Below are 21560 nucleotides of genomic sequence, written 5' to 3'. Positions count from 1 at the left end.
CAGCCGCCTATCTCTTGCTAGTCAGCGAGGTTGATATGAGCGGCGCGGGAAGCGCTCACTACCTTCTTGATTGATTCAATGACTTCTGCAGGGGCTGCTGAGTCAAGAGCAAGAACCGAGACAGCGCGATTGGTATTTTCGTCGCGCGATACCTGCATTCCTGCAATGTTGATGGACGCGGTACCTAGCAAGGTGCCCATCGCGGCAATCATTCCCGGGCGATCTTCGTACTCTAATACCAGCATGTAGTCGGTAATGGGAGTTTCAAAGTCGTAGCCGTTGATATTGGTGAGTTTCAGAATGTGTTTTGGCCCAGTGACGGTGCCGCCCACTACGATATTTTCGCCGGTGGAAAGTGTTCCGGTGACAATCGTTTCGTTTCTGAAGTACTCGGTTTCGGCGGTAGTCTCAAGCTCAACTTTGACGCCGCGCTGTTCAGCAATAACCGGGGCATTCACGTAGGAGACCTTGTCAGAGACAACATCCGTGAAAACGCCTTTCAAGGCAGAAAGCTTCAACGAGGTAACGTCCTTGGTCGCAATTTCGCCAGCGACCTTCACTTCAACACGGGTCAATGCTTCATCTTTGCTCAACGCAGTCAAAATGCGACCGAGCTTTTCAGCCAAAGGAACACCAGGGCGAACGTCCTTATCGATAGATCCGCCCGCGATGTTCACCGCATCCGGCACAAGGTCGCCTTCTAGAGCCAGACGAACAGAGCGAGCAACTGCGATGCCGGCCTTCTCTTGAGCCTCAGTAGTTGATGCGCCCAGGTGAGGAGTAGCAACAACATTTTTCAATCCCACGAAGGGAACATTTTTTGCAGGTTCTTTCACAAAAACGTCAACAGCTGCACCAGCGATTTCTCCCGCTCGTAGAGCAACATCAAGATCTGCCTCATCGATGAGACCACCACGAGCAACGTTGACTACGCACGCGGTCTTCTTCATCTTCTTGAATGATTCAGCGTTGAGCATTCCCATGGTGTCAGGCGTACGCGGCATATGGATAGTCACGAAGTCACTGCGCTCAAGAAGCTCATCAAGATCAACGAGCTGAGCGCCAAGCTGCGAGGCACGTACCGAAGTGACAAAGGGGTCATAAGCAATGATATCGGTGCCAAATGCACGCAAACGCTCCGCTACTAAAGCACCAATTCGTCCCAGACCAATGATGCCGATTGTCTTTTCGTACAGTTCGGTGCCAGAGTATTCAGCGCGCTTCCACTCCCCTGCTTTCATAGATGCATCTGCAGCCGAGATGTTACGAGCAAGCCCGAGAATATGACCTACAGTGAGCTCCGCTGCCGAAATAATGTTGGAGGTTGGCGCATTGACGACCATGACGCCCGCAGCGGTAGCGGCTTTGATATCAACGTTATCCAAACCCACACCTGCGCGAGCAATAACCTTCAATTTGGATGCTGCGCCAATAGCCTCAGCATCAACCTGCGTGGCAGATCGCACCAAGATAGCATCAACATCAGTGATTGCCGTCAATAGCTGATCCCGGTCAGAACCGTCGGTCTGACGAATCTCAAAATCGGGTCCTAATGCATCCACCGTTGCCGGTGAAAGCTGTTCTGCAAGAAGTACTACTGGTTTTTCAGTCACGAGAGTGTTCCTTATAAGAATTCTTCTGTAAAAGTTCGAAACGATGCGTTGACGAGCAGGTATCTCATAAAAATCAACCTCACGAACGTCAACCACACATTCACGATATGGACCGTGGGTTTTGCATCGGTTCACCATTTACGGCCAATGCACACCCTCTGAAAATTGTGGTGGTGTCTGCACACCATTAACACGATATTACGCGCTTTATATACAGGCAGCCGGTCATCTGAATGCTCAAATGACCGGCTGCCACTAAAAATTACGCTGTCGCTGAGTTTAGCGAGCTACGCTACCTTCAGTGTAGTCGTCGCTTACCTTGTTCCATGAAAAGAGCTTGCGAAGTTCGCGACCGGTGGTTTCGATGGGGTGTGATTCACCTTTTGAACGCAGTTCCTTGAATTCAGGTGCACCTGCAGCCTGATCTTCCATAAAACGCTTTGCGAAGGTACCGTCCTGAATATCTGACAGAACAGCCTTCATGTTTTCCTTGACCTCGGGTGAGATTACACGGGGTCCTGAAACGTAATCGCCGTATTCAGCGGTGTCTGAGATTGACCAACGCTGCTTAGCAATGCCGCCTTCAATCATCAGGTCAACAATCAGCTTGAGTTCGTGCAGTACCTCAAAGTATGCGATTTCGGGCTGGTAGCCAGCTTCGGTGAGAACCTCAAAACCGTACTGAACCAGCTGTGAGGTACCGCCGCAAAGAACTGCCTGCTCGCCGAACAGGTCGGTTTCAGTTTCTTCGGTGAAGGTAGTCTCGATAGCGCCTGCACGAGTTGCGCCCAAACCCTTAGCGTATGCCAGTGCCAGCTCGAGAGCCTTACCTGACTCGTTCTTTTCTACAGCAACGATGGCGGGGACGCCGCGTCCAGCCTCAAATTCACGGCGCACGGTGTGGCCGGGGCCCTTGGGCGCAACCATTGCCACGTCTACGCCTGCGGGAGCTTCAATGAAGCCGAAACGGATGTTGAAGCCGTGCGCGAAGAAAAGAGCATCGCCTTCGTTGAGGTGAGGAGCGATTTCGTTCTTGTAAACCTCAGCCTGAACCTGATCCGGAACCAGGATCATAATCAGATCAGCTTCCTCAACTGCATCAGCTACTGAAAGTACACGCAGACCTTCAGCTTCTGCCTTTGCGCGTGACTTTGAGCCTTCAGCCAAGCCGATGCGAACGTCGACGCCTGAGTCGCGCAGGTTGAGCGCATGCGCGTGACCCTGTGAGCCGTAACCGATGATTGCAACGGAACGCTCTGAGATGTTCGCCAAATCAGCGTCGTCGTTATAGAAAATCTTTGCTGCCATGAAAATGATCTCCTTGAAATAGATCGAACGGGTATGTGCTACCTGTTTCTAATGGTATTAGGTTCACGATGTTTACGCGTTTTTATAAATACTCGTCTTATATTTTGAACTTTTTGTAGTCACATCGTGAAATATTTTTAGTTTCGAAGGGTCTTCTCGCTCATCGAACGCGGTCCGCGTCCCAGTCCGATGGTTCCCGCACGTACAATTTCACGCACACCAAACGGCTCAAGAACATCCAAGAAAGCATTCAGCTTCTCAGCCGAACCAGTTGCCTCAATGACAACGGATTCAGTAGACACGTCAACCACCGCTGCGCGGAACAAGTCAGCTGCCTGGGTAACCTGAAGTCGAGTTGCCGCATCCGCGCGAACCTTAATCATGATGTGATCACGCTGAACGGAGGATTCTTGAGGAAGTTCAACAATCTTTAGAACATGCACCAGCTTATTGAGCTGCTTTGTAACCTGTTCCAGCAAGATTCCATCGGCATCGACCACTACAGTAATACGCGAAATTCCTGGAACTTCAGTATGACCCACGGCCAGTGAGTCAATATTGAACATACGGCGGGCGAAAAGACCTGAGACGCGTGCGAGCACACCCGGCTTGTCTTCTACTAATACGGAGAGTGTATGACTGCTCATCGGCCTTAGTCCTCTCGGTCGAAATCGGGTGAAGTGTCTTTAGCGATTTGGATGAGGTCGTTGGAAATACCTGCCGGTACCATCGGCCACACCATGGAATCAGGGCTCACGGTGAAATCAATAACAACCACGCGATCGTTGATCTCCAGAGCCTGCTTGATGACGTCATCAACGTCGTCGTCATTTTCGCAACGCAGAGCAACAGCACCATAGGCTTCTGCCAACTTCACAAAATCAGGGATGCGCGCGGTACCGTGACCGGTATTCAGATGAGTGTTGGAGTAGCGACCATCGTAGAAGAGAGTCTGCCACTGACGCACCATACCCAATGATGAGTTATTGATAATCGCAACCTTGATGGGAATGTTGTTTTGCACGCAGGTCGCCAATTCCTGGTTGGTCATCTGGAAGCAACCATCGCCATCGATTGCCCATACAACGTCTTCGGGATGCGCAGCCTTGACGCCCATCGCGGCAGGAACGGAATAACCCATGGTGCCCAGACCAGCTGAATTAATCCAGTGACGCGGTTTTTCATGCTCGATAAAGTGAGCAGACCACATCTGGTGCTGGCCAACGCCTGCTACATAGTAGGCATCCGGACCGGTCAAAGCGCTCAGACGCTCGATCACGTGTTGCGGCTGCCCCAGCCCATCGGGAGTTGCGGTATAGCCCAGCGGGAAATTCTTAATCCAGCTGTTGAGCTTGTTCCACCACGGTTCAAGATCCTGCAACCCCTCAGAAAATTCAGTGCGGAGAATCTGATTGAGCTCGGGCAAAACATATTTCAGATCGCCCACGATAGGCACATCAGTGTAACGGATCTTTGAGATTTCTGCGGGGTCAACGTCAATGTGAATAATCTTTGCATCTGGTGCAAAGGTATCGACCACGCCGGTCACACGGTCATCAAATCGTGCGCCTAAAGTCACCAACAGATCTGATTTTTGCATAGCCGTCACTGCAGGCACAGTTCCATGCATACCCGGCATACCCAGATTCTGCGGGTGTGAGTCGGGGAAAGCACCGCGCGCGGTGAGGGTTGTTACAACGGGGGCACCGGTAATCTCTGCCAGCTGGCGCAGTTCATCAGCCGCTCCTGCACGTACCATGCCACCGCCCACATACAACACAGGACGCTCTGCCTGAGCGATGAGTTTTGCGGCCTCGCGGATTTGCTTTGAGTGACCGCGGGTGACGGGGTGATAACCGCGTACATCAGTGGTTGGTGGCCACGAAAAATCCATCATTCCCTGCTGTGCGTCCTTGGTGATATCGACAAGGACGGGGCCGGGACGGCCAGTAGAAGCAATGTGGAAGGCTGTTGCGATGCAACGCGGGATCTCTTGCGCATCACGCACCATGAAGGAATGTTTGGTAATTGGCATCGTCATACCAACAATGTCAGCCTCTTGGAAAGCATCGGTACCAATAACCTTTGATGAAACCTGACCGGTAATTGCAACCATCGGCACAGAATCCATGTTGGCATCTGCCAAAGGAGTCAACAGATTAGTCGCACCGGGCCCAGAAGTCGCGATGCAAACGCCCACCTCTCCCGTAGAGATAGCGTAGCCCTGAGCTGCGTGCCCTGCTCCCTGCTCGTGGCGCACCAAGATGTGGTTAATAGCGGTTGAGTCCAGCAGCGGGTCATAGGTGGGCAAAATAGCTCCACCTGGCAAACCGAAGACAGTCGTCACGCCGAGTTCTTCAAGAGAACGCACAATAGCCTGAGAGCCAGTCATCCTCTCAGTCGTTGATGTTTTATGCTGTGCATCAAGACTACGACGGTCGCCAGTCTTATTGGCTACTGCCGCGGGGGTTATAGGGTTTCCCGTAGTCATGTCACGTCCTTATTTTCTAACCTGTTGTTCCTGGTGTGCGTTGATAAGGAACAGTTGCTCGAATCGACCCGTGTGTTTGACGTGCAAAACTTACAAAAAAACCCTCCGCTAATGTAAAGCGAAGGGCGCATCGTCATGTGAACACAAAAAATAGTTCTAGGTAGCGCGCCCTATGGCACAATCACTAGAAGAATTTCAACGGCTTCAATACGGTGCTGTTTCATGCTGTCCAGTATTCTCTGTGCGGTGGAACACTGTCAAAGCTATCTCACATTACAAGATTTCATTTTAGGACGTCAGACTCAAGTTTCCAGCTTTGTTTCTGATTATTGAGCGCGCCTCTTCCCACAGAGAAACATCAGTTCATACTGTCGATACTCTCAACCTCGCTCGGTAAACTGGGTCACATGAACAAGGAACATTTAGAGAGCAATCAGATTGCTACACTGCTACACACCGTATTCGATGAACAAATCATCAATTACGGCGCCTACAACCTTGTTCTTGCCACAGGTTCTGCCATTTACCAAAATCCCGATGTGGCTCAGCACCAATCAGCCGATCAGGAGCTTTTTTTGGTGGGCTACCGCGAGATGCCTCGAGAAATGGTAATTACCCCTATTCAGACACCCGAAATCACAAGCGGTGGTGCTCCTACTTCAATAGATAACACCACTATTGCCTCGATGAGCACTGTTGATGCTACGCAGCTCAAAATTTCACTCACTAACGGCAGTGTCTTTGACTTGAGCTTTATCCCCGTTCACACCTTCAAGAGTGACCACGGCCAGGGACAACTTGATCAGAGCTTCGACCTCGACGATTTTTTCAATTTCATCAATAACTCCCACCTATTAGAAGAAGTCGCATAGCGCCACGATAGACCCTGCCCTTAAATCTTCTACCGGGATTAAGAGTTAAAACAAAAAGGTCGGTTTCAGATGAAACCGACCTTTTCTTGAATGTACACCCCGTGGGACTTGAACCCACAACCCATTGATTAAGAGTCAATTGCTCTGCCAATTGAGCTAGAGGTGCTTAGTTACTTCGTGAAGCAACGAATAAATACTATACGCACATCAAAAGCAGCATGCAAGCCAAAACAGCTATTTGTAACGCTATTCACAATTTTGCCGACCTTCAGGCTCTCCCCTTGCCTGAAATATAACCCTGCGCAAAAAGCAACAAAGGCAAGGAACCGACAAGACTGTAGATAACTCGAGAAAAAACCCACAGCCTCAGCATCGGACCCGAGATAAATAAAAAAGGCTGGCTCTCAATGAGAACCAGCCTTTAGCTTGTACACCCCGTGGGACTTGAACCCACAACCCATTGATTAAGAGTCAATTGCTCTGCCAATTGAGCTAGAGGTGCATATCTATCGCTTCAAACATTTCATGTTCGCCGTGAAGACATGTATAACTATAGGGGGTCTCAAATGGGTATGCAAATCGAAACCGCCCTTTGTAACCAAGCACACTTTCAGCGTAATTTTTTTGGGTAAAGATAAAGGGTGCATCACGCTTGGCGATGCACCCGGGGAGACATGGGGATTAATTTTCTCGAGAGTCCTCCGGGGAGAGAACCTCAATAACAGCCGTCAGCGGCTTAGACTGGTCAATTTCTTCATCGACCTCAACAGTATTAACTTTTTCAGGGCTGGGAACCATGTTGCCTTCCACTGCTGAATGGAAGATCTCCTTACCACCCTCATGGGTAGACAGTTCATGAATTACATCAATAAGCATTTCATGGAACTGGGGGTTAGCCAGCTGACCAAGCTGCGACAAAGTCTCATCGACCTGCTGAGCATGCATCAAAGCATCCTCACCAGCATCCGTAATAGTTAGCAAATAACTACGACGATCCGCTGAACTGCGGATGCGAGCAATATGACCGTGAGACTCCAGACGAGCCAAGGTTTTACCCATTGTCTGCGCTTGAACACCGACAATCTGAGCAACCTTAACCTGCGAAATCTCACCATTTTGAGAAATCACACCGAGTGCGGTTACACCCGCGTGAGTAAGCCCTAAATCCTTGAGCTGAGCGTTCCAGCTATGTTCAAGCATTCGAGCGGCGGTTGACAATAAACGATTAATAGACCACTTACCAATATCAGGCATACAGCTATTATAAGTGTTTTTAGAGGCTCTCAACTTATAAAATAGGTAGCCCTTACCATCGATGTAGCAGAGTTGGGCCAAAAAGCCGATAATAAGCGGTGATATTAGTTTGATTGTCTAACTTTGTCACCAAAGAAAGGTACAAGCAACGTGTCTCATAAACTCTCTGTTGGCGATGTAGCGCCAGATTTTTCACTCCAAAATTCAGCCGACGAGACGATCACGCTCAGCGATTTTCGTGGAAAGAAAACTATCGTTTATTTCTACCCCAAGGCATCCACCCCGGGATGCACCAAACAAGCCTGCGATTTCCGCGACAATCTCTCATCACTCACTGCGGAAGGCTATTCAGTCATCGGCATCTCTCCCGATGCCCAGCAAGCAATCCAGAAGTTCGAAGATAAAGAATCTCTCAACTTCCCACTGTTATCTGATGCAGACCATACAGTAGCTAAAGCATATGGCGCTTGGGGAGAGAAAAAGAACTACGGCAAAACCTACGTTGGTCTCATCCGCTCAACTATTGTGCTCGATGAAGAAGGCAAAGTAACGCTTGCTCAATACAACGTTCGCGCAACTGGACATGTTGCCAAACTCCGCCGAGATTTGGGCATCGATAGCTAAACTCATCGCGCCGATTAGCATCAACGCGCAAACTGTTGTAATATTCAAAACGTTGTTTTTCATATTCGACAAGCGCGAGTGGTGAAATTGGCAGACACGCAGGATTTAGGTTCCTGTGCCTTACGGCGTGAGGGTTCAAGTCCCTCCTCGCGCACTAAAGCCCAGATTTTTTCTGGGCTTTAGTTGTATCAACGACGATATAGTTGAGTTCGGATTATTAGAAGGTTTACCGATGGCCTCTTCGCAGTTTTCACGTCGCACCCTCGCAAAACTTACGTTGGCTGTGGCATCAGGATTTTCCCTTGCCTCCTGCTCCGCCGAATCTCACACAGACAGCGCATCAGCCTCCAATAGCCAGCAAGATTCTAAAAATCTACGGTTCGCCCAAGCAGCGTCCGTTACTTCTTTAGACGTAGCCACCAGCTCTAGCCTAGAAACCGCGCGCATCAATGCCCAGGTGATTGAAGGATTAGTTGCAGCCAACCTTTCTACCGGCCAGCCTGAGCCAGCCCTTGCCACGGACTGGACGATTTCGGATGATCAGCTCACCTACACTTTTACCCTCCGAAACGACGTAAAATTTCATGACGGTTCGACCTTGGATTCTGAGACAGTCCGCAAAAATTTCGAACGATTTGAAAAGCTAGCTCATACCTCCGATCTTTCTTCGCATGCCTGGTACCTTACGTTCTTCGGCACCGAAAATAAATCAGAGGTTTTAGAGCCCCTTATCAGCTCCTACAAAGCACAGGGCAGCTCGTTTATCATTGAGCTCTCGCGTCCCAGTACCTCTTTTCTCTCAGCCCTTGCTCAACCGGCGTTCGCTGTTTGTTCCACTGGCATCATCGGCGCGGATGGGACACTCAGCTCTTCCCCGATTGGCACCGGCCCATTTACCGTGCAATCCACAGAGAATGACACTGTCAAACTTTCTCGATTTGAGTCGTATTGGGGCAACGAGGTTCCACTCGATTCTATTGAATTTATCACCATCAAAAGCTCCGAGTTGCGTTTTTATAAGCTCACATCGGATGAGCTGGACGTTTATGACCAGGTGGGTCGAGAAGATTATGTGCCGCTGGCTCGGTCCGGTTATCAAACCCGCACCCGTGACCCGTATGCTCTGACCTACGTTGGCATCAATCTGGAACATCCCGTATTTGCTGACCCAAATGTACGACTGGCAGTAACCCACGCAGTCGATGCTTCCGCATTGGTACACGCGATTTTTCCCGAGGGCAGCAACACCGCAGTTGACTATATTCCCCCGCTTTTCATGTCGCGAGCAGAGGGCATCGAGACCCTGACCAAACATGATCAAGACCGCGCCAAAGAACTCCTCAAAGCATCCTCATATTCAGGCGAAGAGGTTGAGTTCTACTACCCCACCGACGTCTCGCTCACGTCCATGGAAAAACCAGAAGTTGTGTATTCCAGCATCGCCGCGGATTTGACCCGTGCCGGTTTTACTATCAAACCCGTTCCGATTAAGTGGTCAGACGGCTATTTGGATAAGGTCAACGCCACCGGCACCAAACGAGGCCTCTCCCTACACGGTTTCACAGGCTCCTACAGAGACCCCAATGCTTTCATGTGGCGAGTACTAGCCCCCACGCTCATCTCGGCAAAAGCCCTTTCAGCCTTGGACGCATCACCCAAGGTTAAAGACGGCACTATTATGCCGTTTTCTGATGTCATAGAGCTGATTCAAAAAGCAGATGCACTGGATGACCTTGATGAAAGACGCGAAGCATTCAAAGATGCCAGCTACCACCTGATGGAACACACCGTAGCAGTTCCCATCGCATACGCGGTTAGCTCCGTTGCACTGGGGAAAAACGTTACAAGCTACTCAGTAACGTCAACAGGAATCGATGACATCGCGCATGCTGATGTTCAAAAATAACGGTCTGCTTCAAAAGAATACTTATTTTTATGTCATCTTCCGCGAACTCCGCTTGACGTGTTATGCGCATCGCACACAGACGCGCTACTGTAAATAAGAACGATACTTTTATTAATTGCAGTAAGACCACAACAGCGGTTTTACTGCCACAACAAATGGAGTTCTCACAGTGACACGGACTGAAAATACAGACGTAGTCCTCGTTGGCGCGGGCATCATGAGCGCCACCCTCGGTGTGCTTTTGAAAGAGGTTGAGCCATCATGGAACATCACCATTCTTGAGCGTCTTGATGAAGCTGCTCAGGAATCATCTAACCCCTGGAACAACGCAGGTACAGGTCACTCCGCACTCTGCGAGTTGAACTACGCGCCCATGGGTAAAGACGGCACTGTAGACCCGGCAAAGGCGCTGGGCATCAACGAGCAGTTCCAGGTTACCCGTCAGCTGTGGGCCTCACTCGTAGAAGAAGGCAAGCTGAACAACGCGTCCTTCATTAACCCCGTGCCCCACATGTCACTGGTCTTCGGAGACGCTCACAGTGACTACATGGCAAAGCGCTACGGAGCTCTTTCAGCAAACAAGCTGTTTGAGCGCATGCAATTCAGCGAAGACCGTGACCAGATTGCTCAGTGGGCACCGCTCACCATGAACGGTCGTGCAGCCGGACGCGTGGCTGCCACTTACTCCCCTGAAGGCACCGACGTTGATTTCGGCGATCTCACCCAGCAGATGCTCGACTACCTTCAGGCAAACGGTGTTCAGGTTGAATACGGCCAGCAGGTCACCAACCTCACCCAGGAATCAGACAAGAGCTGGAATCTCAAGGTCAAGAATCGCCTGAATTCAGAACACAACAAAACCATTCGCGCTAAGTTTGTCTTCCTCGGCGCAGGCGGCGGCGCACTGTCCCTTTTGCAAAAGTCCGGTATTCCCGAGGGCAAGGGGTACGGCGGATTCCCCGTTTCAGGTTTGTTCCTGCGAAACACCAACCAAGAAACCGCGCAGCAGCACAACGCTAAGGTCTACGGTCAGGCATCAGTAGGTGCTCCGCCCATGTCAGTGCCGCACCTGGACACCCGCTACGTGAATGGTCAGCGTTCGCTTCTGTTTGGTCCCTACGCCGGTTTCAAGACCAACTTCCTCAAGCAGGGATCACTCTTGGACTTGCCGCTTTCATTGCGCCCCGACAACATCTACCCGATGGCTCGCGCCGGGCTGGCTAATATGTCGCTCACCAAGTACCTCATCACCGAGCTGCTCAAAAAGCGCGAACAGCATATTGAATCACTGCACGAGTACTACCCCGAAGCTAACGGCGACGAGTGGGAGCTGATTACTGCAGGTCAGCGCGTCCAGGTTATGAAGAAAGACCCGCAAAAGGGCGGCATTCTTCAGTTCGGTACCGAGCTGATCAGTAGCGCAGACGGTTCAATCTCAGCTCTGCTCGGTGCGTCCCCCGGCGCATCCACCGCGGCACCGATTATGATCAAGCTCCTCAAGCAGTGCTTCCCCAATCAGCAAGCTGAGTGGGAACCCCGCTTGAAAGAATTGATTCCCTCCTACGGCGTGACCCTCAACGATAACCCCGAACTGGCGGATGAGGTTATGGCTCACACCGCACAGGTACTGGGCATCAACAACTAACCTCTCATACGACAGTGGGACAATCGCCGTGTGGCGGTTGTCCCACTGTCGTATTTGAAAGGCACGTTCTGAAGTTATCTCAGAATACCCAGTACACTGGATATCCTTGAAGTAATCACCATTACCGTATACACAAAGAGAGAAATGTATGTCTCTAGAAGAACTGACGGTCCAAAGAGCTGAACGCGGTTCTAAACCGGACTCGTCTGAGAAGCCTCAGAAACTCACAAAGTTGGGTAAGCCAAGCTGGATTTACATTTTCAAGCGCTCGCTTCGCGAGTTTCTTGCAGATGGTTGCACCGACCTCGCAGCCGCACTGACCTACTTCACCGTGCTGTCAGCTGTGCCGATGCTCCTTGCGATGGTTTCGCTCCTTGGTGTTTTCGGTCAGGGCAAACAAACAACTGACGCTATCATCAGCTTCCTGTCAGACTACGCACCGTCAGACGTTCTGTCAGTAGTTCGCGGGCCAATTACCGAGCTTACCGCATCCAGCGCTGCCGGTTTAGCGTTGGTTACCGGTATCGTGGGTGCCCTGTGGACCGCGTCTGGTTACATCGGTGCGTTTGGTCGCGCAATGAACCGCATTTACGATGTGGTTGAAGGACGCCCGCTCTGGAAATTGCGCCTCATCAACCTGGTGATTACTACCATTATGGTTGTCATCATGGTTCTGATGATGTTACTTCTTCTGACATCTGAGAACGTATTGAACGTGGTGGGTGACTTCACCGGTGTAGACCTTAGCGGTTTCGCAGCGATTTGGACGTATGTTCGTTGGTTCGTTCTTCTGCTGATTGCTATCGTTCTGATTGCGATTTTGTACTACGCGACCCCGAACGTGAAGCAACCCAATTTCCGTTGGATTTCACCCGGCGCTGTCTTTGCGCTGATTATGATGGGTGTCTCCGGCGCAGCATTCACTTTCTACGTTTCTAACTTTGGCAACTACAACAAGACCTACGGTGCCATCGGTGGCGTCATCATCTTGCTGATGCTGATTTGGATTATGAACAATGTTCTTCTGTTCGGTGCTCAGTTGGATGCTGAGATTCAGCGAGCTCGTGAGTTGCATGCTGGTATTGTTGCTGAAGAAAACATTCAGATTGAACCCCGTGATGACACCATGGCTGTCAAGAATCTTGAGAAGCTCGACAAGCTGGTTGAAGAAGGCAAAGAAATTCGCCTGAGCAATGATTCAGGAATGAATATGCAAAAGACCGCTTCAAAGAGCAAGAACATCAACGATATTGATTTGAGCTAGTTTTTAGCTATAAATCGAGGGCTCGGTTCCGCTGTACCGGGCCCTTGTCTTTTAACTCTTGCTGAATTATTTTTCGTGGGGCAAGAAGTAGTAAGAATCGGTTCCCCACAGTCGTGCGATGGTTTTTCACCGTTTATGAGAGTTTATGAGTATGAGAGAGTCAAAGATTAAGACCTGGTGCGGATATTATGAGCGGTGATGTTTATTCAGCAAAAGGATGACGATGATGCCCCTACTCAACGCTCAGCTCTTTGAACCGGATGCCACGACTCGTGCCACGGTTCTTGCGATTCACGGCTTTGGCGGCTCTACCGAGCAGAGTTGGGTGAAACCTGGCTTGATCAAAAAACTCAATGCGGCAGGGTTCGCTGTGTATGCGGTACCCCTCCCTTTACACACTGCGAATGCTGGCAGTCAGGTTTCTGATGACTCATTACTAAAGGCTTTTATCGGTCAGCTTTCTGCCCAAATACCTCAGCTGAGTCCACCTGTCATGGGCCTCGGGTTTTCGTTCGGTGCCAGGGTGATCTGGGAGCTCTTAGCTACCCCCGATCAGCAGCTAACCAGCGCAGTTCTCATCGGTCTCGGTGCTACTAATCATATGGATGCTGCCGCCCACGAAATTGCAACAGGTCAGGCGTCTGCCCATCATCCCGCACGACTTTTCGATCGCGTCCTTGCGCACACTGCAGTGCCTCAGGATAATCTTTTGCGATTTGCTCAGCTGACCGCTGATAATTTTGAACCGGGCAACGATACTATCAATGCTCCCGTGCTGCTCATTTCAGGAGAATTTGATGAGTTAGCGCAGGATTCAGATGAACTCGTCACAGCAATCACTGCCAGCCACCAAATATGCGAAAAGCTAGCGGTACCCGGTCGTGACCATATCTCAGTTTTGACCTCGGGCTTAGCACGCTCCACCGCCGTAAAATTTTTTACTCGTCATACAGGGTAATCCGCTCGATGTTTGGGACTGACGGTTTGCTCGACTATGGTAGAAGATAAGCACATGATACGTGTTGGACACTTAGACAATGAACGTAAGGAAGTACACGATGCACAAGGTTCGAGCAGTCGTCTCCCTCAAAAAAGGCGATGTCAGCGTAACGACTATTAACGTCCCCAGCCCAGGTCCGGGCGAAGCTCTTGTAAAGGTTCTGACCTGCGGTGTTTGCCAAACCGATGAGCACTACGTTGAAGGCGGCGTGGGTGATAACTACCCGTACCTGCTCGGTCACGAATCAGCAGGTATTGTGGAAGAAATCGGTGAAGGCGTCACCAACGTTGAAGTGGGCGACAAAGTTATCTTGAACTGGCGCGCAGTCTGCGGCGAGTGCCGTGCCTGCAAGAAGGGTCAGCTACAGTACTGCTTCAACACTCACAACGCTACCCAGAAAATGACGCTTGAAGACGGCACCGAACTTGAGGCAGCCCTCGGCATCGGTTCATTTGCTGAAAAGACTCTGGTAGCGGCTGGTCAGTGCACCAAGATTGAAGCAGAGCTTGAAGACGACCAGTATGCTGCAGTTGGCCTGTTGGGTTGTGGCGTTACCGCAGGCATTGGTGCAGCTCTCAACACCGGTGAGGTGAAGCGAGGTGAGTCAGTTGCTGTGATTGGCTGTGGCGGTGTTGGTAGCGCCGCTATCGCCGGTGCAAAACTCGGTGGAGCAACCAAGGTAATCGCGGTAGACGTCGATGAGCAGAAGCTCGAACGCGCACGCTCGCTCGGAGCGACCCACACTGTGAACTCCAAGAAGAAGGACGCGGTTGAAGCAATCCGCGAGCTCACCGACGGTTTCGGCGCAGACTTGGTTATCGATGCAGTAGGCGTAGCCGATACCTTCAAGCAGGCCTTCGAGGCTCGTGATCTGGCGGGACGCGTCGTCCTCGTGGGCGTTCCCGCTCCCGGAGCCACCCTCGAAGTACCTCTTGATGAACTCTTTGGCCACGGTGGCTCCATCAAGTCGTCGTGGTACGGCGATACTCTGCCCACCCGCGACTTCCCGATGTTCGTTCAGCACTATCAGCTGGGTAACCTCGACCTCGATGCTTTCGTGACCGAACGCATCGCTCTTGAAGACGTGGAAAGCGCTTTTGAAACCATGAAGACCGGTAAGGTTCTGCGTTCAGTTGTAGAATTCTAATTCTCGGACCGTCTTGCTGAAAGGACTTATCATGGCAGAACGTATTGAACGAGTTGTCACCAGCGGTACTTTTTCGTTGGATGGTGGTACGTGGGATGTTGATAACAACGTGTGGATTATTGGCAACGATGAGTCAGTGATTATTGTTGACCCCGCCCACGACGTTGATAAAATCTCACGCACTGTGAACGGTCGAACCGTCGAGAAAATTGTTTTGACTCATGCTCACGATGATCACATTGGTAGCGCAAAAGAAGCAGCGGAACGATTTGATGCTCCGGTGTACCTCAATTCCAAGGATCGCGTGCTGTGGGAAATGGTGTATCCTCACTGGGATTTCGACCACGATGTTGAAGACGGTCAGCAGATTACCATCGGTTCGACGACGCTGACAGCTCTTGAAACTCCCGGTCACTCCCCCGGTTCTGTGTGCTATTACGCGCCCGAGTTGAGCTGGGACAACAGTGAGGGTGTAGTTTTCAGTGGCGACACCCTCTTTCAGGGTGGCCCCGGCGCTACAGGACGCTCATTCAGCAGCTTTGACACGATTATCGAGTCCATCAAGGCAAACCTTCTGACTCTTCCCGAGTCCACCGCTGTTCTCACGGGACACGGTGATACCACCGGAATCGGTCTTGAGGCTCCCGACCTGGACGAATGGATCGCTCGAGGCCACTAAGGTCAGGTTCACTGTTAAAAGCTCAAGGGGTGGAAGCAAACGGCATCCGCCCCTTGAGCCTATCTAGATAAGGTTCAGTATCTACACGAAGTTTCTCAGGTTTACTTCATAAGTACGACGCCAGAGGTAGCCGTAGAAGTGTCCGACGATAAAAAAGATGGTGGCGGCGATGAGGGGGATCAACATAGCGGCTTGAAACCCAAATCCCTCACCCACGAGAGCTCCCCACACCAGGCCAATCGCTAAGCCCACCGTCAAGGTGGACTGCGAAAAGGTAAGGGCAAGCTCCAGATAACCTCGGGCTGAAATTGCGGTGGTGACAGACTCCATGCACACCGTAGCCGCGCCAATACCTGCACCCAACGCTAACAGTGCCAGAGCTACACCAAAATTCGTGACCGGAATCGACAGCATCATGGTCAACGCAATCAAAGCCACCGCGCTCAACAGCCACGACTGCCAGCCCGCAATGCGCACGCGTCCAGCCAGTAACAAAGCTCCGACCGTAGCACTGGATAGACCCATTGCCCCGATATAGAATCCTACAGTTTCAACGTCATCCGCATTGAGGGTATAAGCTGCCAGCGATGACTGAGTGGCCCCGATAATCGCACCGATACACACGGCTCCCAGCAACGGCAGCCAGATAAAACCGCGATGGTCGCCGTGCACGGCATCATCGTCAAACTTGCTCAACCTCGATGAATGTATGGGCATAAAAAGAGGCTTATTGATGCGCGAAATAGCAAAAAGAACGCCAAGCATATTAATCGCAATCAGCGCGAGCACAGCGTAGAGCGGACTCGCAAAAAGAGAGATAGCACCGGTTAGAACCGCAGCAAGTGGCAATGCCAAAACCTCAAGCATCGACTCTAGCGCAATGGCAGAATTCAGCATCTTGCAATCCTTGCTGGTTGCGTACTCCCGGCTCCAATACGACCGCATCATTGCAGCCATGGGAGGTGTAGTTGCACCGGCGAGCGCGGCAGCAACTAGAACACCCACAATGCCCTGTTGAAAAGCTTTGTTACTGAATTGCAGAAATTTCCACAGCAAAATCGCCATCATGGGGATATTGAGGATGCCTGTCGTCACCAGAACGGGAGTATGCCCGAATTTTCGCGCCACGGCACTGTAGAGAGGCATCATGACGGCAAACGAGAGCGCCGCGATGCCGGCGGCATACCCACCGAGCGTGACCTCCCCCGTTTCTGATGCCATCAATATCAGAAGGGACAGTGAGAGCACAGATGGGGCGAGTCGCATGAGCACCACAAACAGCAGAAACTGTATGCCGAGGGTACGTACTATCACCTGTAAACGGCTCATGGTGTACCTGATGGAGTACTTCCATCTGCTCCTGACAGGAGGGTTCGTTTCAATCTCCTGGGGCACAATGGTTTTTCTAAGGGGCGACAATGTGAGATCCCTCCGGCGAACGACGCACCTGAACTTGGGTGGTGATGCGGTTCTTCATTTCTGAAACGTGGCTAATTAGCCCGATAACCCTACCATTTTCGCGTAAAGAATCGAGCGTTCCCATGACTTCTTCGAGAGTGGAGTCATCGAGAGAGCCGAATCCCTCATCAACGAACAGGGTATCGATGGAGATCCCGCCGTTTCTGTGCTGTACCACTTCTGCCAGTCCCAGTGCCAGTGCCAGCGATGCCATGAAGGTTTCGCCACCGGAAAGAGATTTGGTGGGGCGCACTTTGTCGTGCCAAGCGTCCTTTACAACGATGCCCAAGCCCGACTTTTTAGAGCCACGTCCTTTCTCGCGTTCTGTGCTGTATTCGAGGGTGTAGCGTCCGTGTGTCATGGCGTTCAAGTGCAGTGATGCGCTGGTGGCTACATCTTGTAGCTGCGCTGCCAGCACGTAGGTGGTGAGCGTCATTTTAAGCTGGTTGTCGGCGTCTGTTCCGTTGGCGGTATCAGCCAGGTGACGCCAGGTTTGTGCGGACTGCACGATGGTCTGAGACTCAGCCATTTGCTGGGTGTAGCGTTGCTGGATACTTTCAAGATTCTGGCGGGTTCCGTCAAGGGAAGAGCTCAAAGAGACGGATTCTTCTTTGGCGGTTTCGAGATGTTCTACGCGGCGCGCAGCATCTTCAATGTCTTCTGCTGCGGGGCGAGTTTCTTGATTCTCAATTCGTTGGGCGATGTTGTGCATGGTCTCGGTCTCGAGTTGTCCTAGTAGTCGAGCCCACGCGGCGTCGTAGTTCTGAATCTCCTCGCGCATCTGAACACGTTTGTGAGATGGCAGGAAGGCTGCTTTTGCCTCTTCGGCACTATCGAGCGCTGATTTCTCAATGGCCTGCGATAGGTTCTCCTGTGCAGTTCGCAGTCGGATGTGAGCACTTTCTACCGCTTGATGATGTGCGTGAAGCTGGGCGATATCTTTCGTCAGTGCGCGCATGTTCGCCAGTCTTTCAGAAAAGCTGGTGTGTTCTTGTTGCTTGTGCTCTAGCTGCTCGCTGAGGTGCTTTTCACGGTGTTGGTCGGCTTGTACGCTGCCTTCCAGTGTCTTGAGCTGGTCGTTGAGTTCTTGAAGAGTCTGGGTGAGGGTTTGAATCTGCAATTCGATGCTTTGACGCTGGGTTCGCAGTTGCTGTGCACGTGCGTTTTGTGTCTTCAGCTCTCTTACCTGTTGCTGATTATGCTGATGCTGTTGCTGCGCAGTCGCGAGCTCTACGGCCCCTTGCTCTGTAAGTGCCTGCACCTCGGCGGTGCTTTCTGCTACCGCTTGCAAGGCTTTTTGTACAGTGCTTTCTGCTTGTTGACGAAGCTCTAGCGCGGTGTCGATATCATGTTGTTCGACTACTCGCTCACCGCCGTTGACAGTGGCAGGACGCGGGTGCTCTTGAGAGCCGCAGACTGGGCAGGGGTGTTCGTCGTTCAGTTGCTGAGCTAGCGTGAAGGCAGCCTGCGCGTATCTGTCGCGTTGCAGTTGTTCAGCGACCTGCGCGCGTTGGGTTCTTGTGCGTTCAGCATCGTGTAAGGCGCTCTTTCGTTGTTCGCGCTGTTGGGTAGCGCGCTCGAGGGATTGTGAAAGCTCAACAATGCGGGCTGAAGTTTTCTCGGTGGTGAGAGCGCGTTCTAGCTCCACAGCAATATGTTCTAAAGCTTCGAGCTCTTGACTGATGCTATCGCGTTGCTCTTGGGCATCTTTCAGCTGTACGTCTTCTTGATTCCACTGCACACGACGGCGTTCTGCCTCAGCCCTGAGTTTTGCAAGGTTTTTCTGTGTTTCGACCCTTTGCTGTTCTGCAGTGACCAGTGCTTCTAACTCGGTGAGCGGTTGTTGCAGGGTTTCCTCATCAAGTTTCTCGGCAGAGACGGTTTTGAGGGTTGCTTCAGGATGCTGCGGCTCTGCTGCTTCTACGATGCGCCTTAGACGCTCTGCCGCGCTAGTGCGCGTCCTTTGATGGTCATCTTGCGCCGCATCCGCGTCCTGGTGCGCAGCGGTGGCAGTTTCGATGTAGGCGTGGATTTCTGCCGCTTGCTCAGCCCGTTGTGCGCGGACTTTAAGCTGTTCGATGTTCTCACTTTGCTGGCCCAGCTCTTCTTTGCGCGCGAGTAAAAGGTGGTAGGTATCCCAGTCTTTGGCTCGGTCAGCGAGCTGACGATGCTTCTGGCGAGCTTCCGGAAGCTGTTGGTCAAGCCCCGAGCGCACAGTCGACAGCGCATCGAGAGAATTATTGACCTCTAAGAGGTAGGCACGGTGCTTTGTCACAAAGGCAGGCAGATTTTCTGCCTCTTGGGGGTGGTCAGTTTCTTCGGGGAGCTCTTGTAGAGACTGGGCCACAGGCTCTACTGGCGTCTCAGTATCTTCGGCAGAGTGAGCGTCCAAAAACTCCTGAGCTTCGCGGATGCGAGCACGCGAGAACGCATCGTCAAGCTGACTCTCTAGCTCCTCCAGTTGACGAAGGGAGGTTTCTGCACGGTTTTTGGCAGCTAGGGCGCGCGCCATGAGTTCTGCCTGGATCTGCTCGTATTCGTAGGAGCCGAAGAGCTTCTTGAGTAGTCCTTCGCGCTCAGTAGAGCTTGAGTTCAAGAATTTAGCGAACTCTCCTTGCGGCAGAAGAATAACCTGCACAAATTGTTCGCGTTTGAGGCCGATCGTTTGCTCGATGTAGGCACCGGCTTCATCGTTCCGGCTTGAAATAGAGACCCATTCGCCGTCTTCCCAGCGGTCCAGCTGGGTTTTAGCGTGTTCTTTCACTGCCCCGTATTTGGAGCGCGTAGAGGGACGCATCCACTCTGGGCTGCGGTAAATACGGTAGCGAACCCCGCTAATGGTACATTCAAGCTCTACCCATGGAACCTCATTCTCTGCAGCAAAGTGCGAGCGCAGATCCGGACGTCCGGTGGATGTGGTGCCGTAGAGCGCGTAGCACAGCGCATCGAGAATTGAAGATTTACCGGCACCTGTTGGACCGTTGAGTAAGAAGAGTCCGGCATCGTTGAGGACATCAAAGTTTAGTGTCTCTTTGCCGGCGAATGGCCCGTAAGCATTGAGGGTGAGTTGGTGAATAATCATCGAGAAACACTCTCACTTTCGATGTGTGCAAGTACCTGCTGCATGTAGCTGTGTTCGGTCGGTGTCAGTTCATTGCCCAGCACGTATTCAAAGAAATCATCGCATACCTCATTGATCGGTTTAGTGGGAGAGACTCTCGCAGGAGCTACACGTTGGGTTTGTTCTGCGCCTTGCGGTTCAAAGTACAGTTCAGAGACGTTTGCAAAGGATTCTTTGAGTTTTTCAAGGGCGTGGGGCGGACGATTGGCGTCGGTGAGCGTAATGCTGAACATGGCGTCGGGCGACAGTACAGCTTCCGGAGCGCTCAGCACCTCATCGAGGGTGCCACGAAGTTTGATGAGCTCAAGTTTGGTCTGCCACAGGTGCTCCCGGATATCTCGTATACCGCTGTGATCTACATCGATCATCCATGCGCCCTTACGGTGGAAAGCTTCAGAGAATGAAAAAGCTAGAGGGGAACCTGAATAACGCACAGTTTCAGTGATTTTCTGCTTGCCGTGAAGATGCCCCAGCGCGGCATAATCTACAGTCTCAAAAACGGATGCAGGTACGGTTTCAAGCCCTCCAACACTAATATTTCGTTCAGAATCAGAAACCTCAGGAACCTGCGCTGACGAGGCGAAACAGTGTGCCATAGCGATGCTAGCCGTGTACGTATGTTCGGTGAGGTGCTCCCCTACCTGCTGCATAGCGCGGCTCAAGACCGCGGTGTGTTGCGCCGGCACGTCCCAACGCCCTGCAAAAGCACGCGGCTCCAGGTAAGGAATACCAAACACCGCAACCGTTACCCCGTCTTTCGTCAGTTCCACGGGCTCAGCCAGCCGGCTAGCATCGGTCAGAAAATACACCTCAGCTTTGCGTAAAAGATCGGATGCGAAACCTAGACGGAGCGCAGAGTCATGGTTGCCGCTGGTGGCAACTACGGCGGCACCGGCATCCACTATTGCACTCAAAGCATGAGAAAACAGCGACACCGTGTCGGGGCGAGGCTGCGCCTGATCATACACATCACCGCTAATCAGCACGGCATCAATATGCTCGGTAGAAACCAATTCAACCAGCTCTTGCACGAACTCTTTGCACAGCTCGTGCAGTGAGGTTCCGTGAAAAGTTCTGCCTAAATGCCAATCAGAGGTGTGAAGAATACGCATAATTCCAGTGTACTGAGCATCGGCTCAAAGCGCGGGCGAGAAACTATATATGACTCGCGACTGGCT

General features: G+C 51.7%; 16 protein-coding genes and 3 tRNA genes. 9 read left to right on the top strand and 10 right to left on the bottom strand.

The annotated features are described in order from the left end of the window. Positions 1 to 17: 17 nt before the first annotated feature. The 4 genes from serA to IDM49_RS04865 form a co-directional block, all read right to left on the bottom strand. Positions 18 to 1613 (bottom strand): phosphoglycerate dehydrogenase, encoded by a 1596-nt coding sequence (gene serA, locus IDM49_RS04880; protein WP_228008196.1) that lies wholly within the window; start codon positions 1611 to 1613, stop codon positions 18 to 20. A gap of 279 nt (positions 1614 to 1892) precedes the next feature. Then, complete coding sequence (gene ilvC / locus IDM49_RS04875) at positions 1893 to 2921, bottom strand: ketol-acid reductoisomerase (protein WP_168613670.1); 1029 nt, start codon at positions 2919 to 2921, stop codon at positions 1893 to 1895. 137 nt (positions 2922 to 3058) lie between these two features. Then, positions 3059 to 3568 carry an acetolactate synthase small subunit gene (ilvN, locus tag IDM49_RS04870; RefSeq protein WP_168613671.1) on the bottom strand — a complete coding sequence of 170 codons (510 nt, stop codon included), beginning with the start codon at positions 3566 to 3568 and terminating at the stop codon, positions 3059 to 3061. A gap of 5 nt (positions 3569 to 3573) precedes the next feature. Next, positions 3574 to 5412: an acetolactate synthase large subunit gene (locus IDM49_RS04865; protein ID WP_190725221.1), complete on the bottom strand. Its 1839-nt coding sequence runs from the start codon at positions 5410 to 5412 to the stop codon at positions 3574 to 3576. A gap of 407 nt (positions 5413 to 5819) precedes the next feature. Between IDM49_RS04865 and IDM49_RS04860 the strand changes: the two genes are divergently transcribed. Next, the gene (locus tag IDM49_RS04860; RefSeq protein ID WP_190725220.1) at positions 5820 to 6284 is read left to right on the top strand and encodes a hypothetical protein; all 465 of its coding nucleotides are present in this window, start codon (positions 5820 to 5822) and stop codon (positions 6282 to 6284) included. Positions 6285 to 6377: 93 nt separating this feature from the next. Here the strand turns inward: IDM49_RS04860 and IDM49_RS04855 are convergent. From IDM49_RS04855 to IDM49_RS04845, 3 genes are all read right to left on the bottom strand, one after another. Beyond that, positions 6378 to 6450, bottom strand: a tRNA-Lys gene (locus IDM49_RS04855). 263 nt (positions 6451 to 6713) lie between these two features. Continuing rightward, positions 6714 to 6786, bottom strand: a tRNA-Lys gene (locus IDM49_RS04850). A 179-nt stretch (positions 6787 to 6965) separates the two neighbouring features. Continuing rightward, complete coding sequence (locus IDM49_RS04845; RefSeq protein WP_168613674.1) at positions 6966 to 7538, bottom strand: MarR family winged helix-turn-helix transcriptional regulator; 573 nt, start codon at positions 7536 to 7538, stop codon at positions 6966 to 6968. 150 nt (positions 7539 to 7688) lie between these two features. On the opposite strand from IDM49_RS04845, the gene bcp reads away from it, so the two are divergent. The 8 genes from bcp to IDM49_RS04805 all read left to right on the top strand — a co-directional run bounded on the left by bcp (position 7689) and on the right by IDM49_RS04805 (position 15803). Next, on the top strand, positions 7689 to 8162 hold the full coding sequence (bcp, locus tag IDM49_RS04840; RefSeq protein WP_190725219.1) for a thioredoxin-dependent thiol peroxidase: 474 nt from the start codon (positions 7689 to 7691) through the stop codon (positions 8160 to 8162). A gap of 72 nt (positions 8163 to 8234) precedes the next feature. Continuing rightward, a tRNA-Leu gene (locus IDM49_RS04835) sits at positions 8235 to 8316 on the top strand. 78 nt (positions 8317 to 8394) lie between these two features. Then, complete coding sequence (locus IDM49_RS04830; RefSeq protein ID WP_190725218.1) at positions 8395 to 10068, top strand: ABC transporter substrate-binding protein; 1674 nt, start codon at positions 8395 to 8397, stop codon at positions 10066 to 10068. 169 nt (positions 10069 to 10237) lie between these two features. Continuing rightward, positions 10238 to 11713, top strand: coding sequence for a malate:quinone oxidoreductase (locus IDM49_RS04825; protein ID WP_190725217.1), 1476 nt, complete (start codon positions 10238 to 10240; stop codon positions 11711 to 11713). 148 nt (positions 11714 to 11861) lie between these two features. After that, a complete protein-coding gene (locus IDM49_RS04820) occupies positions 11862 to 12977 on the top strand; it encodes a YihY/virulence factor BrkB family protein (protein WP_168613678.1) in 1116 nt (371 codons plus the stop codon). Positions 12978 to 13200: 223 nt separating this feature from the next. Beyond that, a complete protein-coding gene (locus tag IDM49_RS04815; protein WP_190725216.1) occupies positions 13201 to 13935 on the top strand; it encodes an alpha/beta hydrolase in 735 nt (244 codons plus the stop codon). 100 nt (positions 13936 to 14035) lie between these two features. Next, the gene (locus IDM49_RS04810) at positions 14036 to 15124 is read left to right on the top strand and encodes an S-(hydroxymethyl)mycothiol dehydrogenase (RefSeq protein WP_190725215.1); all 1089 of its coding nucleotides are present in this window, start codon (positions 14036 to 14038) and stop codon (positions 15122 to 15124) included. 31 nt (positions 15125 to 15155) lie between these two features. Beyond that, positions 15156 to 15803, top strand: a complete 648-nt coding sequence (locus IDM49_RS04805) for an MBL fold metallo-hydrolase (RefSeq protein ID WP_168613681.1) — start codon at positions 15156 to 15158, stop codon at positions 15801 to 15803. A gap of 81 nt (positions 15804 to 15884) precedes the next feature. Here IDM49_RS04805 and IDM49_RS04800 read toward each other — a convergent pair whose 3' ends face one another. The 3 genes from IDM49_RS04800 to IDM49_RS04790 all read right to left on the bottom strand — a co-directional run bounded on the left by IDM49_RS04800 (position 15885) and on the right by IDM49_RS04790 (position 21494). Continuing rightward, positions 15885 to 17132, bottom strand: a complete 1248-nt coding sequence (locus IDM49_RS04800) for a hypothetical protein (protein WP_190725214.1) — start codon at positions 17130 to 17132, stop codon at positions 15885 to 15887. Between the two features lie 76 nt (positions 17133 to 17208). Next, complete coding sequence (locus IDM49_RS04795) at positions 17209 to 20343, bottom strand: AAA family ATPase (RefSeq protein ID WP_190725213.1); 3135 nt, start codon at positions 20341 to 20343, stop codon at positions 17209 to 17211. Further along, positions 20340 to 21494 carry an exonuclease SbcCD subunit D gene (locus tag IDM49_RS04790; protein WP_190725212.1) on the bottom strand — a complete coding sequence of 385 codons (1155 nt, stop codon included), beginning with the start codon at positions 21492 to 21494 and terminating at the stop codon, positions 20340 to 20342. Before IDM49_RS04790 ends, IDM49_RS04795 begins: the two co-directional genes overlap by 4 nt. Positions 21495 to 21560 lie beyond the last annotated feature (66 nt).

The organism is Rothia terrae, from assembly GCF_014705925.2.
Lineage (GTDB): Bacteria > Actinomycetota > Actinomycetes > Actinomycetales > Micrococcaceae > Rothia > Rothia terrae.
This window is presented reverse-complemented; position numbering and strand designations above follow the sequence as displayed.

Bases quoted from the DNA above. Each gene is read 5' to 3' on its own strand.
- ilvC (WP_168613670.1), bottom strand. From the start codon at position 2,921: ATGGCAGCAAAGATTTTCTATAACGACGACGCTGATTTGGCGAACATC.
- ilvN (WP_168613671.1), bottom strand. From the start codon at position 3,568: ATGAGCAGTCATACACTCTCCGTATTAGTAGAAGACAAGCCGGGTGTG.
- IDM49_RS04865 (WP_190725221.1), bottom strand. From the start codon at position 5,412: ATGACTACGGGAAACCCTATAACCCCCGCGGCAGTAGCCAATAAGACT.
- IDM49_RS04860 (WP_190725220.1), top strand. From the start codon at position 5,820: ATGAACAAGGAACATTTAGAGAGCAATCAGATTGCTACACTGCTACAC.
- IDM49_RS04845 (WP_168613674.1), bottom strand. From the start codon at position 7,538: ATGCCTGATATTGGTAAGTGGTCTATTAATCGTTTATTGTCAACCGCC.
- IDM49_RS04830 (WP_190725218.1), top strand. From the start codon at position 8,395: ATGGCCTCTTCGCAGTTTTCACGTCGCACCCTCGCAAAACTTACGTTG.
- IDM49_RS04820 (WP_168613678.1), top strand. From the start codon at position 11,862: ATGTCTCTAGAAGAACTGACGGTCCAAAGAGCTGAACGCGGTTCTAAA.
- IDM49_RS04815 (WP_190725216.1), top strand. From the start codon at position 13,201: ATGATGCCCCTACTCAACGCTCAGCTCTTTGAACCGGATGCCACGACT.
- IDM49_RS04810 (WP_190725215.1), top strand. From the start codon at position 14,036: ATGCACAAGGTTCGAGCAGTCGTCTCCCTCAAAAAAGGCGATGTCAGC.
- IDM49_RS04805 (WP_168613681.1), top strand. From the start codon at position 15,156: ATGGCAGAACGTATTGAACGAGTTGTCACCAGCGGTACTTTTTCGTTG.
- IDM49_RS04800 (WP_190725214.1), bottom strand. From the start codon at position 17,132: ATGAGCCGTTTACAGGTGATAGTACGTACCCTCGGCATACAGTTTCTG.
- IDM49_RS04795 (WP_190725213.1), bottom strand. From the start codon at position 20,343: ATGATTATTCACCAACTCACCCTCAATGCTTACGGGCCATTCGCCGGC.
- IDM49_RS04790 (WP_190725212.1), bottom strand. From the start codon at position 21,494: ATGCGTATTCTTCACACCTCTGATTGGCATTTAGGCAGAACTTTTCAC.